A 252-nucleotide genomic window follows, 5' to 3' on the forward strand; every position below is an offset into this window, starting at 1 on the left:
GCCACCACCGAAGAGCTCCCCAAAGCGACAGCGGTCATGGACCCCTTCCACGTCGCGCGCCTGGCCGGGGACGCGTTGGACCGGTGCCGGCGGCGGATCCAGCAGGACCTGCACGGTCACCGCGGACGCGCCGGGGACCCGCTCTACAAGGCGCGGCGGACCCTGCACACCGGCGCGGACCTGCTCACCGACCGCCAACGCGCGCGGATCGACGCGCTGTTCGCCAACCCCGAGCACCTCGCCGTCGAGGTC

The 252-nt window shown here is 73.8% G+C and carries 1 protein-coding gene; it reads left to right on the forward strand.

What is annotated here, in order from left to right:
* The coding region (locus N866_RS18875; RefSeq protein ID WP_034229725.1) for a transposase at nt 1-252 on the forward strand (252 nt) is incomplete at both ends.

The organism is Actinotalea ferrariae CF5-4 (genome assembly GCF_000603945.1).
Lineage (GTDB): Bacteria > Actinomycetota > Actinomycetes > Actinomycetales > Cellulomonadaceae > Actinotalea > Actinotalea ferrariae.